At 68.3% G+C, this 22,864-nt stretch carries 24 protein-coding genes; 13 read left to right on the forward strand and 11 right to left on the reverse strand.

From position 1 onward, the window contains the following. Positions 1 to 85 precede the first annotated feature (85 nt). The 5 genes from FZP69_RS08290 (at position 86) to FZP69_RS08310 (ending at position 4,165) form a co-directional block, all read left to right on the forward strand. On the forward strand, positions 86 to 703 hold the full coding sequence (locus FZP69_RS08290; RefSeq protein WP_152040853.1) for a GNAT family N-acetyltransferase: 618 nt from the start codon (positions 86 to 88) through the stop codon (positions 701 to 703). Between the two features lie 166 nt (positions 704 to 869). Continuing rightward, the gene (locus FZP69_RS08295; protein ID WP_152040854.1) at positions 870 to 1,118 is read left to right on the forward strand and encodes a hypothetical protein; all 249 of its coding nucleotides are present in this window, start codon (positions 870 to 872) and stop codon (positions 1,116 to 1,118) included. A gap of 69 nt (positions 1,119 to 1,187) precedes the next feature. Continuing rightward, the gene (fen, locus tag FZP69_RS08300) at positions 1,188 to 2,168 is read left to right on the forward strand and encodes a flap endonuclease-1 (protein WP_152040855.1); all 981 of its coding nucleotides are present in this window, start codon (positions 1,188 to 1,190) and stop codon (positions 2,166 to 2,168) included. Between the two features lie 108 nt (positions 2,169 to 2,276). Next, positions 2,277 to 3,308 (forward strand): hypothetical protein, encoded by a 1,032-nt coding sequence (locus FZP69_RS08305; RefSeq protein ID WP_152040856.1) that lies wholly within the window; start codon positions 2,277 to 2,279, stop codon positions 3,306 to 3,308. Between the two features lie 308 nt (positions 3,309 to 3,616). After that, positions 3,617 to 4,165 (forward strand): hypothetical protein, encoded by a 549-nt coding sequence (locus tag FZP69_RS08310; protein ID WP_152040857.1) that lies wholly within the window; start codon positions 3,617 to 3,619, stop codon positions 4,163 to 4,165. A 200-nt stretch (positions 4,166 to 4,365) separates the two neighbouring features. Here the strand turns inward: FZP69_RS08310 and FZP69_RS08315 are convergent, their stop codons facing one another. The 3 genes from FZP69_RS08315 to FZP69_RS08325 all read right to left on the reverse strand — a co-directional run bounded on the left by FZP69_RS08315 (position 4,366) and on the right by FZP69_RS08325 (position 7,660). Continuing rightward, positions 4,366 to 4,806, reverse strand: coding sequence for a universal stress protein (locus tag FZP69_RS08315; protein ID WP_152040858.1), 441 nt, complete (start codon positions 4,804 to 4,806; stop codon positions 4,366 to 4,368). A gap of 122 nt (positions 4,807 to 4,928) precedes the next feature. Continuing rightward, positions 4,929 to 6,284 carry an aminotransferase class III-fold pyridoxal phosphate-dependent enzyme gene (locus FZP69_RS08320; protein ID WP_152040859.1) on the reverse strand — a complete coding sequence of 452 codons (1,356 nt, stop codon included), beginning with the start codon at positions 6,282 to 6,284 and terminating at the stop codon, positions 4,929 to 4,931. A 92-nt stretch (positions 6,285 to 6,376) separates the two neighbouring features. Continuing rightward, a complete protein-coding gene (locus FZP69_RS08325) occupies positions 6,377 to 7,660 on the reverse strand; it encodes an MgtC/SapB family protein (protein ID WP_321168789.1) in 1,284 nt (427 codons plus the stop codon). A gap of 106 nt (positions 7,661 to 7,766) precedes the next feature. Here FZP69_RS08325 and FZP69_RS08330 point away from each other — a divergent pair, with 106 nt between their 5' ends. Next, on the forward strand, positions 7,767 to 9,050 hold the full coding sequence (locus FZP69_RS08330; RefSeq protein WP_152040860.1) for an AI-2E family transporter: 1,284 nt from the start codon (positions 7,767 to 7,769) through the stop codon (positions 9,048 to 9,050). Between the two features lie 65 nt (positions 9,051 to 9,115). On the opposite strand, the gene FZP69_RS08335 is transcribed toward FZP69_RS08330, so the two are convergent. Together FZP69_RS08335 and FZP69_RS22475 are read right to left on the reverse strand one after the other, a co-directional pair. Beyond that, positions 9,116 to 9,403 carry a PadR family transcriptional regulator gene (locus FZP69_RS08335; RefSeq protein ID WP_152040861.1) on the reverse strand — a complete coding sequence of 96 codons (288 nt, stop codon included), beginning with the start codon at positions 9,401 to 9,403 and terminating at the stop codon, positions 9,116 to 9,118. 749 nt (positions 9,404 to 10,152) lie between these two features. Beyond that, the gene (locus tag FZP69_RS22475) at positions 10,153 to 10,299 is read right to left on the reverse strand and encodes a hypothetical protein (RefSeq protein ID WP_192918511.1); all 147 of its coding nucleotides are present in this window, start codon (positions 10,297 to 10,299) and stop codon (positions 10,153 to 10,155) included. A gap of 70 nt (positions 10,300 to 10,369) precedes the next feature. Between FZP69_RS22475 and FZP69_RS08340 the strand changes: the two genes are divergently transcribed. Together FZP69_RS08340 and FZP69_RS08345 are read left to right on the forward strand one after the other, a co-directional pair. Further along, entirely contained in the window at positions 10,370 to 11,086 is a 717-nt protein-coding gene (locus FZP69_RS08340) for a DUF7117 family protein (RefSeq protein ID WP_152040862.1), read from the forward strand. Position 11,087: 1 nt separating this feature from the next. Next, positions 11,088 to 11,327, forward strand: coding sequence for a DUF7385 family protein (locus tag FZP69_RS08345; protein WP_152040863.1), 240 nt, complete (start codon positions 11,088 to 11,090; stop codon positions 11,325 to 11,327). Positions 11,328 to 11,417: 90 nt separating this feature from the next. On the opposite strand, the gene FZP69_RS08350 is transcribed toward FZP69_RS08345, so the two are convergent. The 3 genes from FZP69_RS08350 to glyA form a co-directional block, all read right to left on the reverse strand. Continuing rightward, on the reverse strand, positions 11,418 to 11,723 hold the full coding sequence (locus FZP69_RS08350; protein ID WP_152040864.1) for a DUF211 domain-containing protein: 306 nt from the start codon (positions 11,721 to 11,723) through the stop codon (positions 11,418 to 11,420). Between the two features lie 42 nt (positions 11,724 to 11,765). Beyond that, the gene (locus FZP69_RS08355) at positions 11,766 to 12,473 is read right to left on the reverse strand and encodes a hypothetical protein (protein WP_152040865.1); all 708 of its coding nucleotides are present in this window, start codon (positions 12,471 to 12,473) and stop codon (positions 11,766 to 11,768) included. Between the two features lie 67 nt (positions 12,474 to 12,540). After that, positions 12,541 to 13,788: a serine hydroxymethyltransferase gene (glyA, locus tag FZP69_RS08360; RefSeq protein WP_152040866.1), complete on the reverse strand. Its 1,248-nt coding sequence runs from the start codon at positions 13,786 to 13,788 to the stop codon at positions 12,541 to 12,543. Positions 13,789 to 13,981: 193 nt separating this feature from the next. Between glyA and FZP69_RS08365 the strand changes: the two genes are divergently transcribed. From FZP69_RS08365 to FZP69_RS08380, 4 genes are all read left to right on the forward strand, one after another. Continuing rightward, positions 13,982 to 16,033: a hypothetical protein gene (locus tag FZP69_RS08365; protein ID WP_152040867.1), complete on the forward strand. Its 2,052-nt coding sequence runs from the start codon at positions 13,982 to 13,984 to the stop codon at positions 16,031 to 16,033. Between the two features lie 148 nt (positions 16,034 to 16,181). Continuing rightward, positions 16,182 to 17,000: a transcriptional regulator TbsP gene (tbsP, locus tag FZP69_RS08370; RefSeq protein ID WP_152041556.1), complete on the forward strand. Its 819-nt coding sequence runs from the start codon at positions 16,182 to 16,184 to the stop codon at positions 16,998 to 17,000. Between the two features lie 87 nt (positions 17,001 to 17,087). Continuing rightward, a complete protein-coding gene (locus FZP69_RS08375; RefSeq protein ID WP_152040868.1) occupies positions 17,088 to 18,791 on the forward strand; it encodes a YcaO-like family protein in 1,704 nt (567 codons plus the stop codon). A gap of 201 nt (positions 18,792 to 18,992) precedes the next feature. Then, positions 18,993 to 19,361 carry a hypothetical protein gene (locus FZP69_RS08380; RefSeq protein WP_152040869.1) on the forward strand — a complete coding sequence of 123 codons (369 nt, stop codon included), beginning with the start codon at positions 18,993 to 18,995 and terminating at the stop codon, positions 19,359 to 19,361. Between the two features lie 12 nt (positions 19,362 to 19,373). Here the strand turns inward: FZP69_RS08380 and FZP69_RS08385 are convergent, their stop codons facing one another. Next, the gene (locus tag FZP69_RS08385; protein ID WP_152040870.1) at positions 19,374 to 20,513 is read right to left on the reverse strand and encodes a DUF63 family protein; all 1,140 of its coding nucleotides are present in this window, start codon (positions 20,511 to 20,513) and stop codon (positions 19,374 to 19,376) included. A 150-nt stretch (positions 20,514 to 20,663) separates the two neighbouring features. Here FZP69_RS08385 and FZP69_RS08390 point away from each other — a divergent pair, with 150 nt between their 5' ends. Next, positions 20,664 to 21,524, forward strand: a complete 861-nt coding sequence (locus FZP69_RS08390; RefSeq protein ID WP_152040871.1) for a hypothetical protein — start codon at positions 20,664 to 20,666, stop codon at positions 21,522 to 21,524. 24 nt (positions 21,525 to 21,548) lie between these two features. Here the strand turns inward: FZP69_RS08390 and FZP69_RS08395 are convergent, their stop codons facing one another. Both FZP69_RS08395 and FZP69_RS08400 read right to left on the reverse strand, forming a co-directional pair. Continuing rightward, positions 21,549 to 22,013 carry an Lrp/AsnC family transcriptional regulator gene (locus FZP69_RS08395; RefSeq protein ID WP_152040872.1) on the reverse strand — a complete coding sequence of 155 codons (465 nt, stop codon included), beginning with the start codon at positions 22,011 to 22,013 and terminating at the stop codon, positions 21,549 to 21,551. Positions 22,014 to 22,020: 7 nt separating this feature from the next. Beyond that, positions 22,021 to 22,842 (reverse strand): inositol monophosphatase family protein, encoded by an 822-nt coding sequence (locus FZP69_RS08400; protein ID WP_152040873.1) that lies wholly within the window; start codon positions 22,840 to 22,842, stop codon positions 22,021 to 22,023. Positions 22,843 to 22,864 lie beyond the last annotated feature (22 nt).

Below are 22,864 nucleotides of genomic sequence, written 5' to 3' on the forward strand. Positions count from 1 at the left end.
GGCGGCACACACGACCGTACCCTACGGCACACACGACGACAGACCACGCCGAAAGGCGTTCCCCGCTCCGACTGCTGTCTGTAGTATGGAGTACGCGATCCGGGGGTGGCACGACGACCCCGACGGGGGGCCCCGGCTCCGGCTCGACTACCGCGCGTTCGCCTACGCCGGCAAGTTCGTGATGTCGTCGACAGGGACGGCAGTCGTTCGCGACGGGACCGACCCGTGGGCCCTCGACGACACCGTTCGGGAAGCCGACGACGAGCCGTCACGGATCAGCGACCCGACGGTGGTCGCCGCCGTCGCGTTCAACGAGGACCGTACCGACGCCGACGCGCTCTGGCTCCGGTACGTCACCGTCCGTGCGGACCGCCGTGGAGAGGGGATCGGCCCCCGACTCGTGGCGTTCGTCTGCGAGCGCGCACGCGAACGTGGCTACGAACTGTGTCGGATCGCCGTCAACAACGTCTTCTCGTACGAGGCGCTCGCGAAGGCGGGGTTCTCGTACACCGGACGGGAGACGGGGCTGGCCGAGGTGGTGCTGGAGCGCGACCTCGGTGTCGACCCCAGCGTCGATCCCGACACCTACCGGCGAGGGCTCGACGTCTTCCGGGAGCGCGACCTCTCGGCCGGGGAACGGGCGTTTCTGGACGACCGAGAGGCGGCGGGACCGCCAGCCGTGGTCGACTCGCCAGAGGAGTGAGACGACCGCACGGCAGACCGTGGCGTGACGGGCTCGACGGCAGCCGGGTCTCCCACGAGAGACGAGCGGAGCGACACGAGCGGGGACCGGACCCAGGAGCCGTCCAGATCCGTTCTGTGGGTCCGACCCGGGCTTTTTTTGTCTCACCGCCGACCGAACCGAACACATGGTTCCCCTCCAACTCCTCCAGTTCGGTCTCCCCAGTGGTCCGGAGCTCTTGCTCCTCGGCCTGGTCCTCCTCGTGATCCCGTTCGGTCTGGCGTACTGGGTGTACACCGACGCCGAAGGTCGCGGCGACGACAACGCGGCGTTCCCGGCGCTCGCCGTCGGCGCGCTCGGCTACCTGACGTTCTTCGGTGGCTTCCTCGCCGCCGCGGTCTACGTCTGGCAGCGAGACGAACCGACCGCGGCCTGAACACGATGGCGGCTGCCTCCCAGTCCGCGACGCCGTGTCGTTAAGACGCTTCGCCCCGACAAGCCGTCAATGGGAAACGCAGACCTCCGCAGTCTGGCCCACCTCTCCGACGTCGCGTGGGACGACGTCGCCGGGAGCGTGATCGCCGTCGACGCCCACAACTGGCTCTACCGCTACCTCACGACGACCGTCAAGTGGACGCGCGACGAGGTGTACACCACGAGTGCTGGCGAGGAGGTGGCGAACCTCGTCGGCGTGGTCCAGGGACTCCCGAAGTTCTTCGAGCACGACCTCGTCCCCGTCTTCGTCTTCGACGGCGGCGTCACGGAGCTGAAAGACGACGAGGTGGAGAAACGCCGGCAGGCGAAACAACAGGCGAAAGAACGGATGGAGGCGGCGCGCGAACGGGGCGACACCGTCGAAGCCGCCCGTCTCGAGGCCCGCACGCAGCGGCTCACGGCCACGATCCAGGAGACGACCCGTGAACTCCTCTCGCTGCTGGACGTGCCCTACCTCGAGGCACCCGCCGAGGGCGAGGCACAGGCGTCGTACATGAACAGGCGTGGGGATGTCGACTACGTCGGCAGCGAGGACTACGACACGCTCCTGTTCGGCGCGCCGTACACCCTCCGCGGGCTGACGAGCAAGGGGACGCCCGAACTGATGAGCTTCGAGGCGACGCTCGAGAAGAACGACCTCACGTGGGAACAGCTGGTCGACGTCGCCATCCTCTGTGGGACCGACTTCAACGAGGGCATCTCGGGCGTCGGGCCGAAGACCGCGGTGAAGGGAGTCAAAGAATACGGCGACCTCTGGGGCGTGCTGGAGGCGCGGGGGGAACACGTCCCGAACGCCGACCGCATCCGCGACCTCTTCCTCGACCCGCCCGTGACGGACGACTACTCGTTCGACACCGAGATCGAGCCCGACCTCGACGCCGCGCGGCGCTTCGTCGTCGAGGAGTGGGAGGTCGACGCGGGCGAGGTCGAGACGGGCTTCTCCCGAATCGAGCAGTCTGTGGTGCAGACCGGTCTCGACCGGTGGACCTGAGTCCCGCTCGGGACTCCGAACCGACGGATCACGGTCCCTCGACGCTCGTCGACGCTCGTCGACGTCCTCCCGAAAACCCTTGTCCGATCGTGGTATCACTCCCTGGCGATGGCTCGATCGGACGACGACGAGTCGGGAGGTTCGCCCGGAACGACCCACGGGTGGAGCCGACGACGAGTCCTCGGGCTGATCGGAGGGAGCGTGTTCGGCGCTGGCGCGGCCAGAGTCGTGTACGAACTGCTCGGGTTCGGCACCGTCACCGGGACCAACCTCACCGAACAGGAGCTCGGCCCGATCGCGCGACGCCACCTCGAACCGTCCCCGTTCGCTCTCACGTTCTCGGACCGTCGTCTGGTGTTCGACGGGACGTCTGTCGGAGTCGAAACCGGGACCGGCGACCGTATCGCGGGCCGTCCGGTCCCCGACACCACACGGGAGGCCACGGCGAGCGTCGGCGCTCCGACCGACCCCGAAGCGAGGCTCGGACGACTGGCGACGGACCTCGGCGCGATCGAGGCGGGGCGGTACACCTTCGAGTTCACCACGAACGACGTGTTCTTCGACCGCCTTCGGGACGCCCAAACCCGCCCCGTCACCGTCGCAGCCCTCCGGAGCGATCGGTTCCGTCGGCCGTCACGGGAGACGGTTCGACGGTTCGCCGGCGTCGCTCCCCGCGATCCCGCTGCGCTCGTGGCGGGACTCGCAGAGGGGTTCAGGCGGCGGACGCACTTCGACACCCCCCGATACGTCGCTGGCAACGTTCAGGACCACCTCCTCGGCGACGCCGTGTCGCTCAGGCAGCACGTTCGAGGGGGCACGGAGTTCGAGGGGATCGTCGAGGGCTCTACGGGCCTGTACTGCTACGAGTACACGCTCCGATCGATCGAGGCGTTTCACGCGGTCGCCCCACACCAACAGGTGACTCCCGTCTTCGGTGCGTACGTCTCCGACCGTCGGCACAACCACGCGTTTACCGGCCTCGCGAGCGTCGTCCGCGAGAACGGCTCCCTCCGGATCCCGATGACCTTCCTCGACTACAGCCACTCGACGATGTACGACACCTACCACCTCCGGGGGGTGTTCGGCGACGGCGTCGACGCGTACGACGAGCGCCACCGGGCCTCACGAATCTCCTACTGACGTCGTGGGCCACCGACCGCCCCTCGGGACCACCGCGGCGGGCCGACACATCACCGACCGGGTCCGCGTGACCCGCAGCGCACGTCCCGGAGAGCGGGCGCGCGTCCAGTCGCCAGCCGGCTCCGATCGGATGCGTCCGAGGGACATCCGGGGGAGAGTCTGAATCGACTCTCCCCCGATTCTCCTCCGACTCTACACAGAGTTCGGTGTAATGTTGGAAAACTGTTATTTCGTCGCTCGACCGCCTCTCACTCCGACCGACGAGGGGCGGGGAGGTCCCGTCCGACTCGTCGGTTCGGAGAGCCACAATGACGCAACAGACGCAACGAAACGACCCGAGCCGCCGGTTCCTGCAAACGACGGGAGGAGTCGCCGGAGCGCTCACGCTCGGAATCGTCGCGACCGGCACCGCAGCAGCCGGCAAGACGGTCGTGAACGGCTGGTACGAGGAGGAGGAGATCTACTACATCGCGAACGGCATTGAGGAGGGGGTGACGGAGCGTGGGGAGAACGACATCTACCTCATCGGAGGCGATCGGGTGTGGCAGGCACAGGTGGTCGAGTTCGTCCCCGGCGAGCCCGGCTACTCACCTCACTGGAACGTCAACGTCGTCCACACGGCGGACGAAGTCACGGTCGCCGACATCGTCGCCTCGGACTACGTGTCGGGACACTACCCCGAGGCCCTCTTCGACGACGTCGCGGACATCCGGGCCGCAGCCGACGCCGGCCTGGTCACCGTCGACAGGCCGGGCGTCGTGGTCCACTGCCCCGTCGTCCCGGAGGAGACGGCGGACGCGCCGGGACACACGAAGGGCTCGGAGGAGTTCCCCCGGCCGTGGCCGAAGACGTTCTGATCACGAAAGACCACGCGGAACGGTCGGTTTTTTCCACAGCCGTCGAGGACGTCGCACCGGCCTTCCGACGGAGCCACCGCGCGAAACCCAGTCGAGAGACCGAACCGTCGTCGGCTTCGAGGAGCACCGAGCGACGACCCTCGCGGATCGGACAGGTCGCCCGTTCGACGGACCGGGACAGCCGAGATCTCGTCCGGGGGTCACTCCTCGGCCTTCGCCTTGACGACGTGGACGGGGACGTCCACCATCCGCACCACGCGCTCCGTGACGCTCCCGAGGAGCCGTCGGTACTCCCCGCTCTTACGCTCGGTCCCCATCACCACGAGGTCCGCGCCGACCATCGCGACGGCGTCGATGATGGCCTCGTGGGGACTCCCCTCGACGACGTGCCGCTCGGCGACGATCCCGCCGTCTTCGGCACGTTCGGCGGCCGCGTCGAGCGCCTCGGCTCCCTGCGCTTCGAGCGCGCCCTCGACGCCTTCGATGGCGTCGATGCCGGCGTAGTGGTTGACCACGTCGGTGTCGACCACGTAGACGAGGTGGAGCGTCGCGTCGTACCGCCGGGCGAGGTCGAGCGCGTGGTCCACGGCGAGTTCGGAGCCCGCGCTGCCGTCGGTGGGAACGAGGATCGTCTCGTACATGACGGGTCAGCGTTCGACCGGGGCGAGTAAATCCGTTCGGGCCGTTCTCGCCCCGCGAGAACGACGAGACATGGCGCAGTCGCGCAGCACGGGAGACGTCGTCGATCGGGAGGGGTCGTCGATCAGGAGACGTCGTCGATCGCCTGCAGGATGAGGTCGGCACCGAGGTCGATCTCGCGTTCGGTGACGTCTAGCGGCGGCAACACCCGGAGCGTCTTGTAGCCACAGCCGAGCGTGAGCAGGCCGCGCGCGAACGTCGCCTCTTGTACCGCGTCGCGGCGTTCCTTCGTGTCGAACTCGACGGCGAGCAACAGCCCCAGTCCGCGGACGTCGTCGACGACGGACGCGTCGGCGTCGACGAGCGTCTCGCGGAACTGTCGCCCCCGGGCCGTCGCGTTCGCCAGCAGGTCGTGCTCCTCGATGGCGTCGATCGTGAGCGCGCCCTGTGCGGCAGCGACGAGGTCGCCCGCGCCCCACGTCGAGGAGATGCGACCCTCCTCGTCGGGGAACAGGTCGCTCCGGCCGACCGTCGCTCCGACCCGCAGCGCCTTCGCCGTGCAGATGAGGTCCGGTTCGAGCGCCGAGTGATCCACGCCCCACCACTCGCCCGTCCGTCCCATCCCTGTCTGGATCTCGTCGGCGATGACCGTGAGGTCGTGTTCCTCTGCCAGGGCGGCGATCTCGTCGGTGAACGCCTCGCTCGGGAACCGGTAGCCGCCCTCGCCCTGGACGGGTTCGAGGATCACGTAGGCGACGTCCTCGGCGGGGACGTGTCCGCGGTCGGGGTCGAGTTTCCGACGGAGCCGCGACACGGTCTCCTCCCCGGAGCCGGCGAAGAAGCCACAGGAGCACGTCGCGGGCGTACACGAGCGGTCGTCGCAGTAGGGGACGTCGACGATCCCGGACACTTCGGGGAACTGCTGGCGGTACTTCTGCTTCGAGCGGTTCAACGAGAGCGCGCCGAGGGTCCGCCCGTGGAAGGCGCCCTCGAACGTGACGCCGTGTTTCGCCCCGCCGGAGTAGTCGTAGGCGACCTTGATCGCGTTCTCGACCGCCTCGGCACCGGAGTTCGAGAGGAAGACGAGATCCATGTCGTACGCCGCCGTCAGGCGGGTGAGCCGGTCCATCAGCCCGGCGGGGCCGGGAACGTCCTGCTCGTCGACGGCGGGACCGCCGGCGGCGTAGAAGTCCTGGCCGGCGATCTTCAGCGGGTCGACGAGATCGAACTCGCGGAGGCGGTCCATGATCTTCGGGTTGTTGTACCCGAGCGGGGCCGCGGCGACGTGGCTGGTGAAGTCCATGAGCACGTTGCCGTCGAGATCGGTGCAGAAGGGTCCCTCCGCGGGAGCGGTCCGGTCCCAGACGAAGTCGTAGACGTAGGTGCTGGGTGCGGCGGTCGACTGGTGGTACGCGACCCACCGACGGGCGTGTTCTCCGGGGAAGCCGTCGACCTGTGGCTCCGCCGTCTCTCGGTTCATGGGTCGGATACGGAGGGGCTGTTCAAAAGGTGTTCGGGGCGAACCGCCGGAGTCACCGACCGTACCGCCCGCGACCGGCGTGTCGCGTCGATTCAGACCGTCGTCACGAGCACCGTCACCACGGTGGTGACGGCGAGGAGGAACGCCGACCAGCGGGCGATCCGGGAACCGAACGACTGGGAGCCAGCGAGGGCGAGGACCGATTTGACGACGACGCTCGCGCCGGTGGCGAGGAAGACGGCCACGGTCGCGGTCGACGCCGGGATCGTCTCGCTCCGGTAGAGGAGCACCGCCGTGGTCGTCGCTCCGGCCGAGGAGACGAGCCCCGAGACGAACGAACTCGCGTACAGGCCCGTGGTGCCGAACTGTGACTGGGCCACGGTGCCCACGGCGAGCACGAGCAGGAAGACGGCCCCGAACGCGAGCGCGTTCCGGAGCGAGAACGGGCTGTCGAGGGCGAGGTCGACGTCGGCCGCCGCGTCCCAGTCGGTGCCGCGGAGCGCGACGACGACCGCTCCCACGACGAACACGCCCAGCGGGACGACCGCGTCGACGAGCACGGCCGGAAACGAGAACACCAGCGCGATCGCCAGGTTCCGGACGGCCATCGCCGCCTCCGCGAGGAGCACTGCCGCGACGGCGTACGACTCGAGTTCGTCCCGGCGACGGACGTGGCCGAGCATGCTCCCGACGACGGCGGTCGAGGAGGCGAGGCCGCCGACGAATCCCGTGACGACGACACCGACGCCGCCGTAGATCCTGAGGACGACGTAGTTGGCGATGCCGATCCCAGCGACCGTGACGACCATCAGCCACGCCACGCGAGGCTCGACGACGACGCCCCGGACGACGACGCGGCCCGCCGGCAACAGCGGGAAGACGACGAACGCGAGGATGGCGAACTCGGTGACCGACCGGAGTTCCTCGCGCGTCAGCGCCCCCGCGAAGTCGTGGAGCTCGCGCTTCAACACGAGGAGGAGCGAGGAGACGACCGCGACCGCGACCCCCGCGAAGATGGACCCGCTCGCGACGAGCGCGCCGACCCCGTACGCGACGAGCAGCGAGATCGACGTCGTGAGCTTGAGCGTGCGGTCGGCGTAGAACCCCCGGGCGGCGAGGAGGACGGACTGGGCGACCACCAGCAGCCCGCCAGCGAGGAGGAGACTCTCGAACCCCGTCTCCAGGGCGACGAGGGTGAACACGGCCCCGGCGAGACTCGTGAGTGAGAACGTCCGGATGCCGGCCTCCATCTCCGCCCACTCGCGCTCGAGCCCGAGGAACAGCCCGAGGAGTGCGGCGAGGAGCAGTCGGCCGACGGGCTGGGAGAGGGGGAGTCCGAACACGGGGTCGACCTGGATCGGGGAGATCACGGACACCGCCCTCGTGTTCGCGGCGCGCGGACAAAGGTGCCCTGCCGAACGACGTCGGGTACCCTCGAATCGGGGAGGTAGATTCTTCCCGTCGCCGGGAGCATCTCCCCGTATGTCCCTCGCTGGTATCGAGCGCTCCCGACTCGGGTGGTGGCTGCTGGGGCTCCTGCTCGCCGGCGCGCTCGTCGTCGTCCTCCACGCCTTCGTCGGCACGTTCGTCTTCGGGCTCTTCCTCTACTACGCGACCCGCCCCATCTATCGCCGGCTCAAACGCCGGATCCGCCCGCCGAGCCTCGCGGCCGCCGTCTCGCTGTTCGCGCTGGCGCTCCCCGCGCTGTTGCTCGTGCTGTACGCCCTCCTCATCGTCATCCGTCAGGCCGTCCGGTACACGAACAGCGGCGTGTTCGACCTGTCGCAGTACCCGATCGACCAGGATCTCCTCTCGCTCGTTACGGACCCGCAACGACTACTCGAACTCGAGCCGACGTCGTACCTCACCGCGGAGACGATCAGCCAGTTCGGGAGCTCGATCACCTCGGCAGTCGACACTGTCGCGTTCCTCGGCGTCGGCGCAGTTCACCTGTTCGTCATGATCGCCCTCGCGTTCTACCTGCTCCGCGACGACCGGAAACTGGGCGACTGGGCCCTCGCGACGTTCGGCGACGGCGAGGGGACCGTCCTCGCGTACGGCACCGCAGTCGACCACGACCTCAAGGCGATCTTCTTCGGTAACATCCTCAACGCGGTGCTGACGGGAACCATCGGCGTCATCGCGTACACGGTGCTCAACGTCTTCGCACCGGTCCCGGAGACGAGGATCCCCGCGGCCGGACTCGTCGGACTCCTGGCCGGCGTCGCCAGCATCGTCCCGGTCGTGGGGATGAAACTCGTCTACGTGCCGGTCGCGCTCTACATGGCGGTCGTGACGTTCCTGATCGACCCGCAACTGCTGTGGTTCGTCGTCGCGTTCGCGCTCGTGTCGTTCGTCATCGTCGACACCATCCCCGACCTCGTGCTCCGCCCCTACGTCTCGGGTCGGAGCCTCCACGTCGGGAGCGTGATGATCGCGTACACGTTCGGCCCACTGCTGTTCGGCTGGTACGGCATCTTCCTCATGCCGATGCTGCTCGTACTGGTCTTTCACTTCGCACGGCTCGTCCTGCCCGAACTCGTCCAGGGGCGCGAGATCCAGCCGACGGCGATCGACCCCAGCGTCATGACGCACGAGCCGTCCGACGAGATGGCGGGGGAGTCGGTGGAGGGGAGTGCGGTCGGGCCGGGCGGCGATGGCGACCGTGGAGCGCCGCGGGAGTCCGACGATGCCGGGGCGGTCGAGGGGGGACAGCGATCCACACAGGGTGCTCCAGGCGGGGAGGGCGAACCGAGCGGCCAGTGAGGTCTCAGGCGGAGAGGCCGAACCGGATGGTACGTCTCCTCGGCGGCTGGGCACGTCGCGCGCGGTTACTCGCCGAACTCTTCGTCGACGTACTGCCCCTCCCACTCCTTGCGAGCACGGATCTCACGGCGTCCGCGCCGCGTCAACGTGTAGTAGTTGGTCCGACGGTCCCGCTGACCCTTGTCGACGAGACCTTTCTCCACGAGTGTGTCGAGGTTCGGGTAGAGGCGCCCGTGATGGATCTCCTTCTCGTAGTACTCTTCCAGCTCCTCTTTGATCGCGAGCCCGTGGGGTTCGTCCAGTCCCGCGATCACGTAGAGGAGGTCACGCTGGAATCCTGTCAGGTCGTACATCGGTGTTCTCAACGTGATACTTACCCATCAGGGAGAATAAGTGTATCGAAATTCTGGTATATCTGTCGATCGTTGATGCGGTCTCACCCGTGGTGTCCGGGAATCCCGGACGGTTCGAGGCGTGAAATTTCGGCGGATCTACAACTGTCGAACGGACGACTGGTGCCACGACGGTCGACGACACGATCACGTCTCAGTGAAAAGACAGTACCTCTCGAGAGACTGTGACGGACGTGGACCGCCGTCGTTCGGTCGAAAACCCGTCCGTTGCGTGTCGAGGCGGCGAGAACGGTCCAGTGGTCTCCCGGTTCGATCCGTCGACGGGGTGGTCACGCCGGCAGCCGCGTCTCCGCTGTCGACGATTTCGTCTCGGTTGCGTCGACGCGTCGCTTGACGGTCGATCGTCCGGAAAAGGAAAGCAAGCCACGCGAAAATCGCGTGATGCTTGCCGCCCTGAATTGGTCCCCGCTGACGCTTCGGCCCTCCAAAGCGAAGCGTCACTTCTACGTAACGTGCTCTCTAACTTAAAGATGTCGAAGACCGACCTGTGCTGTAACGAGTGAGGGGTGAAGTCACGCGTGACCAGTCGATGTGGGGCGACGTCGGACCCCCGGACCCCCACGGTGGCGGCGTCCGTGAGCGATCACACGGGAACGACGGAGTCGGGTGGGTGGCCCTCTCTCGCGGGCGGCCTCCACGGCGCGTGCGCGGACCGTGACCGACGTCGCTCGACGGGAGGGAACCGTCGCTCACATGTGTTCTTCTTCCAGCACCCAGCCGAGCGCGCGACGGTAGTAGGTGAACATCTCGCGGACGCCCTCGTGTCGCATCTCCGGCGAGTCGAGCTCTGCTTTGAGAAAGTCGTACTGCTCTCTGATCTCCGCTTCGGAGCGCATACCACGGCTACGGTCGCCGTCCCCTTCATCGCTCCGTCGTGTTTTTTCCCGTCGACCCCGTACCGTACCCATGAAAGTCCGGGGCCAACGCGAGTGCCGCGACTGCGAACACCGCTGGTCGTACTACGAGACCGGTTCGGTCGACTGCCCCGCCTGTGGGAGCCTCCGGAGCGTCGGGGTCGACGAGCGGACCCGTCACACGGACACGCCCGTCTCGCTCGATCTCTCACCCTATCGGCGCACCGTCGACGCCGACGGGATCGAAGCCATCGCCGCCGATCTCAAGCGCGAGCTCCGGAGCTACCGGAACAGGCGTGGCTTCATCCGCGGGGGCGAGCTCCGCCCGTTCGACGGGACGTTTCTCGCCGCGACGGAACTGCTCCACGCCGTCGACGTCCTCGCCCGCGCAGCCGACGGGGAGATCACGGACGACGAGGAGTTCTACCTGCTCGACCTGCTCCGCGGAACCGACGCGAGCGAGCGACCGCCCGTGGCGTCGGTCCCCGAGTCGATGCGGGCGGCACGCGGCCTCGCGATCGCCGAGGCGGTCGACGACTACCGGCGCGAAGTGCTCACGTGGCTCGCCGACAACCCCGATCCCGAGGCGCGACGGACGCTCGGCACCGTCGCCGAGCTCGTGAAACGGACGCGCGCGCTCGGCGGTGACGTCCCTCTCGACGACTCGGAGGCGCTCGTGCGGGCGACGCGCGACGTCTCGACGGCGCTGCGGAACGGCGACGAGACGGCGCTCGCGACCGCGAACGAACGCCTCGCGCGACTCCACTGACGTGTTCGACGAACACGCGGTCCGGCACAGGCTGAAGCTCGTCTCCGACACGGGTGCCGCCGTCCTCTACGAGAACCGCGACGACGTCGCCTGTCCCGTCTGCGGGGAGGTCTTCGACGAGTTCTACGCCACGAACGCGGCGGAGTCGTTCCGACCCGATCGTCGGGTCGGGTTCTGCGTCGCCCACACCGACGAGCGACTCCTGCTTTTCACCCACGTCGTCGCGTCGATAGAGTCGTGAACGCGGCCACGTGATCGAACCCGACCGGCTGCCAGCGGACGATCGAACCCGGTCACACGACCACGTGACCGAAGCCGATCCCGACGCCGATCAGCGAAGCCACGTCGCATCCGACTGCCCGCCCTCGTGTCTCTCCGGGAGGTGTTCGCCGCAGACGACCTCGTCGACCGAGTGGAGCGTGCCGCCGAGGTCTTCGACGCGCTCGACCACGCCGTCGTAGTCGACCTCGCTCCCCTCGACGACGAGGACGATGTTCTGCACCTCGCGGTCGGTCTCGACGAGGTGTGCGGCCGCGGCGTCGACGCCGTCGAGCCCGGTCACCTCCCGGGCGAACGAGACGGTCGGTGCCTCACTGGGCTTGAGCACGTCGAGTACGAGTCGGCGGATAGGTGCCATGGACGCCGCTACGCTCGCGTCCGTCAAGAGTGATGGTGCTCCTCAGACGGTCGGCTCGAAGGTCGAGAAGTCCCGTGGTTCGGGTCCCTGCCGGACGGCCTGTGTCTCTCCGGTGTCGACGTTGACGACCATCGCCTGCCCGCCGTAGCCGTGGGTCTGGTCGTGACCGCGGACGACGACGTGTGTCGTCCCGTCGGGGACCGAGATCGTCTCCGAACGGGTGAACGGGGCCGTGCTGTGGGCGTGGAGCAGCGTCCGGCGGCCCAGCTGCTCGCCGTCGAGCGTCTCGACCTGCCACCAGTTCGCGTAGCCGTCCTCGCCGTCGTCGTCGTGGTACAGCGTCACGTCGAACCGGTACGAGCCGCCGGAGGGCGACAGCGAGACGCCGACCACGTTCGCCTCGCGGAGGTCCAGGTCGTCGTCCGTCGACGCGGTGTCGGTGTCTCCGGTCCCCGACGAAGAACTGTCGGGGCCGGGCGTGTCGGTCGCGGTGGCGTCGGTCGTCTCGCCGGGTGTGCCCGTCGACGCGCTCGGGTCGTCGCTCCCCTCGTCGGAGCCGGCCTGCTCGGTCGTCGCATCGGTCGAGTTCGCGTCGCCGCTGGGGCCCTCGGAGCCACCGGAGCCGTCGGTTCCCGTCGGTTCATCGGAGTCGCCCGGGTCGTCGCCCGACGTCCCGCTACAGCCGGCCAGACTGGCGGCGAGCGTGGTACTCAGGAGGAGGCGTCTGCGCGTCAGGGCAGCGGTGTGCATACGACGAGGAAGGCACCCAGCCCGAAATAAGCCCGCGGGCGGCTGTGCACGTCGGGCGCGTCGGCGCCTACCGGTAGAGCGGGTGGGCCGCGCAGAGTTCGGTCACGCGGTCACCGACCTCACCGATGACGCCCTCGTCCTCGGGGCTGTCGAGGACGCGGACGATGTGTTCGCCGACTTCGCGGATCTCGGGGTTCTCGAAGCCGCGGGTGGTGAGTGCGGCCGTCCCGGCGCGGATGCCGGATGGGTCGAACGGCGACCGGGTCTCGCCGGGAACCGTGTTGGCGTTGAGGACGATGCCCGTCCGTTCGAGCGCCTCCTCAGCCGTCCCGCCGGAGAGGTCCGGGTGGGACTCGCGGAGGTCGACGAGGACGAGGTGGGTGTCCGTTCCGCCGGAGACGACGTCGAGGCCGTGGTTGGCGAACGTGTCGGCGAGCGTTCGCGCGTTCGACACCACCTGTTCGGCGTACTCGGTGAACTCGGGCTGGAGCGCCTCCTTGAATCCGACGGCCTTGCCCGCGATGTTGTGCATGAGTGGGCCGCCCTGTGCCCCGGGGAACACCGCGTTGTCGATCGCCTTGGCGTGTTCGTCGCTCGTCATGACGATACCACCCCGGCCGGCGCGGATCGTCTTGTGGGTCGACCCGGTGACGAAGTCCGCGATCCCCACGGGAGAGGGGTGGACGCCCGCCGCGACGAGCCCCGTGATGTGGGCGATATCGGCGAGGTGGTACGCCCCGACGTCGTCGGCGACCGCCTGGATGCGCTCCCAATCGACCGCCCGCGGGTACGCCGAGTAGCCCGAGACGACGATGTCCGGGTCGAACGCGTCCGCCTTCTCCGCGAGCGCCTCGTAGTCGATGTACCCGGTCTCCGCGTCGACCTGGTACTGTTCGACCTCGAACAGCTGCCCGGCGAAGTTCGCCGGGTGCCCGTGAGAGAGGTGCCCGCCGTGGTTCAATTCGAGCGAGAGTATCCTGTCGCCCGGTTCGAGCATGGCGAGGTAGACCGCCATGTTCGCCTGCGTCCCCGAGTGGGGCTGGACGTTGACGTGCTCGGCACCCCACAGATCCCGTGCGCGCTCGATGGCCAGCGTCTCGACCTCGTCCGCGTACTCACAGCCCGCGTAGTAGCGCGACCCGGGGTAGCCCTCGGCGTACTTGTTCGTCAGCACGGATCCCTGCGCCTCGAGGACGGCCTCCGAGGCGTGGTTCTCGCTCGCGATCATCGCCAGCGTCCCTTCCTGCCGATCGACTTCGCCGCTGAGCGCTTCCGCCACCGCCGGATCGACCGCACGCACGTGCTCGTCGTTCATATATACGTTGCAGGGTGAAATCGGTATAAGCCTGTTCACTCCGCGCGACACCGCGGCTCACCGAGAGGGACCGGACGGGCGGGTGCGTCGGGGCTGAACCGTATCCTTCGGGCCGGAGGTGTCGGTAATCAAATTGTAATTACTCGCTTTCACGACAGATATATACGCTAGGGCTCCACTCCTCTGACAAGGAATGCTTCGCGCGGAGGCTACGGCCGACGGCGTCGTCGCCGTCGGACGACCCCGGCCCTCCGTCACCGTCGACGCGACGGACTGGCGGACCGGTAACTCGCCGGACCGGTCGGACGAGGGTCCCCTCGAGATCCACGGACGGATCGACGACAGCGTGACGGGACGAGCGACTGCGATGCGGCTCCCGCCAGGACCGACCAGCGTCACGCGCCACGACACCGACGAGACGTGGGAACTGACCGGCGAGCGATCGCTCCCCCCGGGGACGTACGAGGTAGGCGTCGCGTCGGCGGTCGACGTCCGCGTCGCCTTCACGGCGGCGGCGACGGTCGTGTTCGACGGCGAACGGACGACGCTGTCGTTCCCGACGACGACGGCGGTGCGGGTCGGATTCGCCGACACGAGCGACGACCCACCGGGAACCATCACCGTCTCGCAGGACGTCACGGGTGCCGCGACGGCGCTGTCCGTGCTGTCGGCGACCAGTCTGACGACGACGGCGGCCCGCTCACACTCGCGGATGCGCCGGCACCCACCGCTCGTCGAGTTCGACGACGAGACGCGGATCCCCGATCGGATCGTTCGACGACGGTCCGACACCGGGGTCACGTTCACGCTCCCGCCCGACCTCGACTACCTCTTCGCCGTGGCGTCGCTCGCGCACTATCTCGGCGCCGACGTCCGCATCGAGGCGGGGACGACGCCGATGCTGTCGACGCCCGGCGTCGTCCACCGGTTCGAGGGGATGCCCGGCTTCCAGTACGAGACCGCGTCGCTGTTGCGGCGCGTCTTCCTCCTCGACTGTCTCGTCCGTGGCGCGTTGCCCGGGAACGAGGCGGTCGCGGAGAGCCGCCTGCTCGACCGGCTCCCGATCGATGCGGAGGGGATCGCCGACAGCCCGCTCGCCGATCGCGTCGAGACGTATCTCGACACGCCGTTCGACCTCGTCTCCCCCGATCTGCCCGAGTGGCACCTGTCGATGTACGTCGAACCAACCTACGAGCACGTGCGGACGCTCCCACACGTCGTCTCGAACCTCCCCAACGTCTTCCTCCCCGACTCACAGCCGCTGGGAAGCAACGAGCGGCTGGCACGCTCGCTCGACGACTTCTACCGCGACGCCGATCGGGAGTCGCCGAGAGTCGAACCGGTCAAGCCGCTGCTCGGCCCCGGTCGGGTCCACGGCTGGCTCGCCGACGGGATCCCCATCGACGTGTTCAAGTCGCTCCCGGAGGCGTACGAACACCGCGCTCGCGGGAGTCGCCCGGACCGGCCGACGTCCGTCGTCGCGGTGCTCAACGACGCCGAGATGTCGTCCGAACACGACGACGCAGCGGACATCTATCGCCGTGGGACGGCGGATCTCGACATCGAGGTCTCCGTCCGCGAACGACTGGACCGCGAGGAACTCGCCGCCGTGTTCGAGGGAGACCACGACTTCGTCCACTACATCGGTCACTGCGAAGAGGCCGGCCTCCGGTGTCGCGACGGGGCGCTCTCGACCGCCGACCTCGACCGCTCCGGTGCGGAGACGTTCTTCCTCAACGCCTGTGGCTCGTACTACGAGGGGGTCGATCTGATCACCAAGGGGAGCGTCGCCGGGGCGGTCACGTTCGAGAAGGTCCTCGACGGGCACGCGGCGCGGGTCGGGACCACGTTCGTCCGTCTGCTGGTCAACGGCTTCAGCATCGAACGCGCCCTCGACCTCGCCCGGCGGCGGATCATCATGGGGACCGACTACACGGTCGTCGGCGATGGGACGCACAAGCTCAGTGGCGCGCCGGAGGCGGTCCCGCTGGCAGTGTCGATCACGCCCGACGACGACGGAGAGGCGTACCGCGTCAGGTTCGACGCGTCGTCGCCACGAGTTACGGGAGACGTGTTTCGTCCCCCCGAGCCGTTCGACGAACCACCTCGCCTGTTCGGGGCCGAGTCCGAACGGCTTCTGACCCCGTCGGAGACCGAGCGGTTCGTCCGGAGCGTCGACCTCCCGATCATCTTCGGCGGCGACATCCACTGGTCGTCCGATCTCGAGGGGCGGCTGAGTACATAAACAAACTTGATTTATAATGGTATGATTTCTGAGATGGAGGTCTTCGATTTACTACTCAAGCCGATTAATATACCCTGTATCGGCCATACGGCCATAGTCGGTGTGCGGTAAGATTAAATAGCCAGGGTGAGATATTACTCACATGGTTATCCACTCGAATTTACTCTCGGAGGGGCTTGAGGATATTCTGTCAACAGTCCTCTCGGAGAGCGACGACGAACTGCTCGTCATCAACCCGACGCCCGACGCGATCGAGGCGCTCGTCTCCATCGCCACCACGTTCGACGGCGACCTGCCGAGGGTCCGGGTCGTGGCCGACGAGTCGCTCCTGAAGGACGTCGTCGACGACTTCATCGTGGCGAGTAACGCCGCCGATCTGGTCGACGCCGGCGTGCTGTCGCTGAAGACCGGCATCGACGGGGAAGAGAACTCGCTCATCGTCACCGAGAGCTCCGTGCTGGCGCTCGTGACGACCGACGAACACGTCGCAGCGCTCGCGACCGACGACGAGGAGTTCGTCGACTCCGCGTACGAGACGTACGCCGCCATCTGGGAGAACGCCTCGGCGTTCAAACTCCGGACGCCTTCGATCTCGGTCGTACGCGAGTCGCTGGCGTCCGACATCTCCGAAGAGATCCGCGCGGACTTCGACACCGTCCTCTCGTCGCTCCAGACCGCCCGCGGCGACGGTCAGGGACTCGACGAAGTCACCATCAGCCTCCTCGTGGCGGCGAAGAACGACATCCTGCTGTACGACATCTCGAAGTGGGGCGAGGACATCGGGATCGCGTCGAAAGCGACGTTCTCCCGGACAAAGACCAAACTCGAGGACATGGGCCTCATCGACACCGAGAAGGTCCCCATCGACGTGGGACGGCCGCGGCTCCGCCTGAAGCTCGGTGACGACCGACTCCGACAGGCCGACGCCGACCAGCTCGCTGGCGTCGCTCAGAGCCTCCTCACCTGAGCGCGCCGACGGGCCGAACGCGAACGCGAACACGAACTCGAACTCGAAACCCCCGCGCTTTTTTCCCCTCTCTGACGACGTGGCGGTATGCACGTCGGACTCGTCGGGTCGGGACCCGCCGCGGCGGCGGTCCAGGCTGCGCTCGAAGACGTCGACACGGCTGTCAGGACCGGCGTCGGATCGCTCGCCGAGGCGGCTCTCGGGATCGTCGTCGCACCGGCGGGTGCCGAGGCATTCACCCGTGCCGACGACGCCTGCGACCGGTTCGTCGCGTGCGAGATCGGCGGCGTCGGCGGTCACGCGGTCGGCGCGCTCGACGCGTCCGTCTCCGTGTTCACGGCCGACTCGGCCCGGTACTCCGATCTGCGGCTCCGCGTCGCGTCGACGACCGACGAGTCGGTCGACCGTCCGTCCGGCGACCGGAGTGCGGTCCGGTTTGCGGGTGCCGTCGCCGGGCGGCGTGCCGTACGCCTGCTTGCCGGGGAACCACTCGGTGGGACGGTCGTCGAGGTGCCCGGGCAGGAACGGGAGTTCCTCGCGGTGCCCGACGAAGGACGCGACCGGGCGCTCGACCGCTCGTGGCGTGCGGTCGACCTGGACGCGGCACTCGAACGGGCCGAGCGAGCGCTCGACGACCGCGTCGGCCTGCTGACGCAGGTCGGCGAGCGCGAGTCGTTCCCGATCCCGTACTACCTCGCGGGCACTGCCGAGACGACGGTCTACAGCGACGCGGCGGCCGCGGCGTTGTCCGCCGGTGCCGACGCCGACTGGGACCGTGCGTTCATGAAGGCCCTGGGCGAGGGACTCGAACGCTACTGTGCGGGCGTCTACCGGCAGTCGGCGTTCGTCGTCGCGCCGGAGACCACCCGGGCGCGACCGGTCTCGCCCGCCCGGTTCGCACGACCCGATAGCTACCGACAGGCCGACCGCGAGGAACCGATCCCGTGGGTTCGGGGGGAGCATCTCGCGACCGGCGATCGGGTGTCGCTCCCGGCCGAGTTCGTCCACTACCCGCCGCCGCAGGAACGACACAAGCCCACCATCACGACGGGATTGGGGCTGGGGAACTCCGGCGTCGAGGCGCTCCTGTCGGGGCTGTACGAGGTGATCGAGCGCGACGCGACCATGCTCGCGTGGTACTCGACGTTCGACCCACTGGAACTCGACGTCGACGACGACCGCTTCGAGACGCTCGTGAAGCGAGCGCGGGCGGAGGAACTCGACGTGACGCCGCTCCTCGTGACGCAGGACGTCGACGTCCCCGTCGTGGCCGTCGCGGTCCACCGCGACGCCGACCGACGCGACGAGGACGCGTGGCCGCGCTTCGCGATGGGATCGGGTGCCGACCTCGACCCGGCCGCGGCCGCACACGCGGCGCTGGCGGAGGCGCTCCAGAACTGGATGGAGCTGCGCGCCATGGGACCCGAACAGGCGGCCGACGAGAAGGCCGCGATCGGCGACTACGCGACGTTCCCGGCGGTGGCCCAGCAGTTCGTCGACGTCGGGGCGACCGTCGACGCCGGTTCGGTCGGGCCGGAGTCGCTCCCCGAGGGCGAGGCCGCACTCGACGCCGTGGTCGAGCGGGTGACCGACGCCGGACTCGACGCGTACGCCGCACGGACGACCACCGACGACGTCGCCGAACTCGGCTTCGAGGCCGTCCGTGTGTTGCTCCCCGAGGCACAGCCACTGTTCACCGGCGAACCGTTCTTCGCCGAGCGTGCCGAGACCGTCCCGGCGGAACTCGGGTTCGAGCCCCGGCTGGAGCGGGAGTACCATCCGTACCCGTAGCCGGCGACGGCTCCGTCACGGTCGGGACAGCGAACAGGCGGCACGTCTCCCGACGGGAAGCGGCGTGCCGCACGACCGCAGACCGCTCCCCGGCGACCCTCAGCGCACGGAACGTCTGGCCGTGGAATCGTATATCAACTCTCGCCGCGTGGCGGACGATCCCGGCGAAACGCTTTGTTCGGCACGAGGTGACGTTCACGCATGGACCGCCGGTCGGGACGTTCGAGCCGGGCGCACACGGGTAGCGATCGGTGGTGGCTCGTCCTCCTCGCGATTCCGCTCGTGTTCCTCTGCTGGCTGTCGCTCTCGATCGTCGGCCTCGGCATCGCGCCGCACGTGCCCCTCCGGCTGACCAGCCTCGTCGTGGACGTGCAAGGTGCGCTCGTCGTCGCGAGTTTCGCGCTGTCACTCCTCGCACCGTTCGTCGTTCACCACGACCGGCGGCACGTCGCCGCACGTACCGCGTGGACGCCGTCGGTGCTGTACTACCTGGTCGTCGTCCCGCTGGTGAACGTCCTCGTGGCGACCCTCTACCTGTGGCGACGACACCGACAGCTCGGGCGTCCCTGAGCGGATCCGCCGTCAGACGCCGAGCGTCGCCCGGAGCATGTCGCGTGTCCCCGGCCCCAGTCCGACCGCGAGCACGGCGACCAGCAACAGCATCGTGTACCGCGGTGACTCCTCGAACACCGACTCCTCGAACACCCAGACGACGAACGTCGCGGCGACGAGTTTCACGAGGAGGAACGGCCACGCGTCGCCCGTCACGGCCAGCACCGACGCGGGGAGCGTCGACGCCGTAAAATCGACGACGAACTGGTTCACGGGGTGTTTGGGGACGAGGTTCGGACCGGCTCCCAGGGCGGTCATCCAGTCGAGGCCGATGACGTTGGCGACGCCGTCGACGGCGTGTCCCCAGATGACGATCAGCCCGATCTGGCCCGTCCCGGCGTTGATTCCGGGGGCGAACCGTTCGACCAGTGCCCACGTCACGAGGGCGGTGAGCGTCGCACCGACGAGCATCACGACGATCACCTGTGGATAGAACGTGACGTCGTTGCCCCCCGTCACGGCGAGATACGCGAGGTAGCCGAGCGTGACGCCGAGGACGGCCGACCCCAGCGCGAAGAGGGGTCGCTGGTAGTCGTCGACGAACTTCCACCGTTCCAGCGCGACCGCGATCACGACGGCTCCGAGCGTCACGAAGAAGACGGTGAAGTAGATCACCGGGCTGATGAACAGGGTGTTCAGTGGGTAGGAGATCAGCGCGTCCGTGGCCCCCGGCGTGTCGTTGGCGTCCTCGACGACGCGGAGGGCGCCGCCGAAGAAGACGAACGGGATGAGCGCGTAGAAGAACCGGCGTTCACGGCCGATGTCGAGCCGCCGCATGAGGAAGACGACGCCCGTGAGCGCGATGAGCAACGTGATCATGTAGCCGACCTCGGAGACCAGCGTGTAGCCCGGGTACGCGACGAAGCCGCTCGCCGCCTCGCAGGCGGCCGCGCTCCCGAGGTACTCGGTCCCGGTCGCGCCGCGCACCGCACAGACCGCCGACTGCGCGTCGGCCTGCACCGGGCCCCAGAAGTAGTGCCAGATGAACCCGTCGTAGACGGTCCGGGGGAACGCGAGGGATCCGCCGACGAGTGCGAGCCCCAGCGTGGCGACTACCGCACCCCAGAGCCGTTCAGGTTCGATGTCGACCCGGTCTGCGACCGTTGCCATGTCCTGACACCTGCGTTCGGTCGTCAATACGCTTGTGGTCTCGTGCGACCGGAGTACACCGGTCCGACCGGCGCGACGGCCAACTGTCACTTGACCGAACCCGATTGATCGTGTATATTTAATATTGTAGATGACATAATGCTCGGCGTCATGCACAGAAGGGCGTTCCTCGGAGCAACGGCGTTCGGCATCGGCGTACTCGCCGGCTGTGTGAGTAGCGAGGGCGACAACAGTGGCGGTCTGGTCGAGGCAGCAACACCCGCACCGACCGCAACACCCGCGCCGACCGCGACACCGACACCAGCGCGAACCCCCTCGCGAGAGGTCGCCGACGCGGGCGTCACGGACGACCTCCGGGGTGACACCGTCCGCTCGTCCGGGACCGGGAAGGGTCTCTCGGACCGCTTCACGGCGATGGGTGGGCCCGTCGTGGTCTCCCTCCAGTTCGACTACACCGGGATGCGGAACTCGAACTTCATCGTCAAGGCGGTCGACGACGCCGGCGAGCCGCTGTCACCCCTCGTTCTGTCCGTCAACGAAGTGTTCGAGGAGGCCCGATTACGGGACGACCCCGGTCGATACACCCTCCGGTTCGTGACGCACTTCGAGCCCGGTGACTACTTCCTCGACGTCACGCACGCCGGCGGCCCGTACGGTGACGGGGCGTGGGAGGCGGTCGTCGAACAGCCGGGTGTGCCGACGAGCGGGGAGTCGGTTCCGCTCACCGTCGAAGGGTTCGACGGCGACGTGATCGGACCGGTCACGTTCGACGGTCCCGTCCGCGTGACCGTCGAGACGGCAGCCCCGAAGATCGGTCCGACGGACGAGCCCATCGTATACAACTACCGGGTGGTTCCGACCGACGCCCGTGGCGCGAGCGAATCTCGGCTCCTCAACAGCGTCGAGACCGCCCCGCTCATGCAGTCGGCAGTGTACTTCCCCACCACGGACGTCGGCTATCTCAACGTCCACTCGTGGGGACCGTGGACGGCGACGGTCGAGGCGGCGTGAGAACCCCAAACGCGCGTCTAGGTTTCAGACAGGGAGCGCGGGATCGTCGTGTTCGGTGCCCAGCACGACCATCGTGTACGACCGGGCGAACCCCTCGGCGTTGGCGACGTTCTCGAACAGCAGTTCTCGGAGATCGTCAGTGTCCTCGGCGAACACTCTCACCAGGAGGTCCCAGTCGCCCGTCGTGAGGTGGACCTCCTGGACTCCGTCGAGCCCGCGGAGGTGCTCGACGAACCGATCGACGGCGGCGTCGCTTCCCTGTTCGACGCGGAGGCCGACGAACGCCGACGTGCCGAGTCCGATGGCGCGGGGGTCGACCTTCGCGTGGTAGCCCTCGATGACGCCGGCGTCTCTCATCCGGGTGACGCGATCGTGGACCGTCGCCGAGGACATCCCGATCTGCCGGGCGATCTCGCTGAACGGGGTTCGTGCGTCCGCCTGGAGGTGGCGGAGGATGGCCCGGTCGGTGTCGTCGAGGTCGACGGTCATCGTCCGCTCACGCCCCGGCGACCGTGCGGATCTCCGCGGCCGTCGCCAGGAGTTCGTCGTGGATCTCGCCGTTCGACGCGACGAGTCCCTCGGAGTCGTGTCGCCAGGGGTCGCCGTGGACGTCCGTGACCGTGCCCCCGGCGAGTCGAACGAGGTGGACGCCGGCGACCGTGTCCCACGGGTTCGCGTAGACGTTCGTGACCAGGCCGTCGACCGTCCCCGCCGCGAGCATCGCCAGCTGTGCCTGTGCACTGCCGAGCCGCCGGAGGTCGCCGAATCGTTCGACGATCGCCCGGCAAGCGGCGGCGTACTCGTCCCGTCTGTCGCGCCCCCACCACATCGTCGGCACGACGGAGCACTCCTCGGGGTCACCCCGATCGCTGACCGAGATGGGGTCGCCGTTTCTCGTGACGGAGTCGTCGCCAGCCACGTAGACGTCGCCGAGTTCGGGAGCGGCGATGGCGGCGGCGATCGGGTCGCCGTCGCGGACGGCGGCGACGGCGGTACACCACACCTGGAGCCCGCGGACGAAGTTGTTCGTCCCGTCGATCGGGTCGATGACCCACGCAGGACCTTCGTCGGGTACCGACTTGAGTTCGTCCGCCTCCTCGCCGACGATGGCGTTCGCCTCGTACGTCGAGTGGATACAGTCGATGACCCGCGCCTGCGCGTCCCGGTCGGCCTGCGTCACCACGTCGGTCTTCTCGTCCTTCGTCTCGACGGGGATACCCCGCCTGAACGAGCCCGCGGCGACCGCAGCGCCGACGCGAGCGGCCTGCTCCGCGACGTGTGCACGTGCCACCGCGTCGGACTCCGAGCTGGTGTCCATACCGGGTCCCCTCGCGCCACCC

It is taken from the genome of Salinigranum salinum (assembly GCF_009176545.1).
Lineage (GTDB): Archaea > Halobacteriota > Halobacteria > Halobacteriales > Haloferacaceae > Salinigranum > Salinigranum salinum.